Annotated in this window: 1 protein-coding gene; it reads right to left on the bottom strand. The window is 67.0% G+C overall.

The window, feature by feature from the left end; translation table 11 throughout:
* Positions 1–18: 18 nt before the first annotated feature.
* Positions 19–980 (bottom strand): IS630 family transposase gene (locus WDW90_RS37440; RefSeq protein ID WP_336492776.1). Its coding sequence is split into 2 segments (ribosomal slippage): positions 19–632 and positions 632–980, totalling 963 coding nucleotides; the frame shifts between segments, so codons are not numbered across the junction.
* Positions 981–1,049: the final 69 nt, after the last annotated feature.

Genomic DNA, 1,049 nt, shown 5'->3' on the forward strand with positions numbered 1-1,049 from the left:
CGCTAGAGCTGTTCCCGGTCAGCTAGCGACGGTCAAGTCGTCCTCGTAGCCGGCTGCGGCGAGGTAGTTGCGGCACTCCTGCGGAGTGAAGCGCGTGAATGCCTGCCGAATCGCCGCCCAGAGATCCGGGATCGTGCGGGCTGCCGCGCTGCGCAACAGCGCCTTGAGCTTAGCGAAGGCTTGCTCGATCGGGTTGAGATCAGGGCTGTAGGACGGAAGGTAGAGCAGCCGGGCCCCCGTGGCCTCGATCGCCTCACGCACGCCAGCGACCTTGTGCGCTGGCAGATTGTCCATAACGACGATGTCACCAGGCTGCAGGTCCGGGACCAGGGTCTGGGTGACGTAGCTGCGGAAGCGCGTGCCGTTCGTGGGGCCGTCCAACAGCGCGGTGGCGCACATTCCGCTCGTGCGTATAGCGGCCGTAATGGTGGTGGTTTTGTAGTGTCCCCACGGCGCTGCGAGCCGGCAACGTTCACCGCGTGGCGCCCAACCGTAGCGCCGTGCCATGTTGGTGGCAGCGGCCGTCTCGTCCAGGAACACCAGCCGGTCCGGATCAAGCTCGGGCTGTGCCTCGAACCACGCCTCGCGCGCCGCCCTTACGTCCGCGCGCTCCTGCTCAGCTGCGTACGTCGCCCCTTTTTCCAGCTAATCCCATGCCGCTGGAAGAAGCGGGACAACCCGCTCGTGCTGGTCTGCACGCCCTTCTCAGCCAGCCGGTCGCGCAGCTCACGCAGGAAGAGGCGCGGCTCGTGGCTAGAGGTCGCCAGGATCAGCGCGGCATGAGCCTCGATGGCTTGCGAGGTGTGATCGCCGCCCATCGCCTTGGAGGCGAGTTGACCCTCGTTGCGGAAGCGCTCCGACCAGCGGCTGGCGCTCGACACGCTGACCCCGAAGCGAGCTGCGACGCGACGGCAGGAGGCACCCGCCGCCACGGCAGCCACGACACGCTCGCGCAGGTCCACAGACAACGGTGAAGGCATGGGCAAGCTCCTTCATCCGTCAACGCACCACCCGCAAACCCGTCTCAAGCAGCGCGGGATCCGCTCTAG

Origin of the sequence: Methylobacterium nigriterrae (genome assembly GCF_037106235.1) — a bacterium.
Classification (GTDB): Bacteria; Pseudomonadota; Alphaproteobacteria; order Rhizobiales; family Beijerinckiaceae; genus Methylobacterium; species Methylobacterium nigriterrae.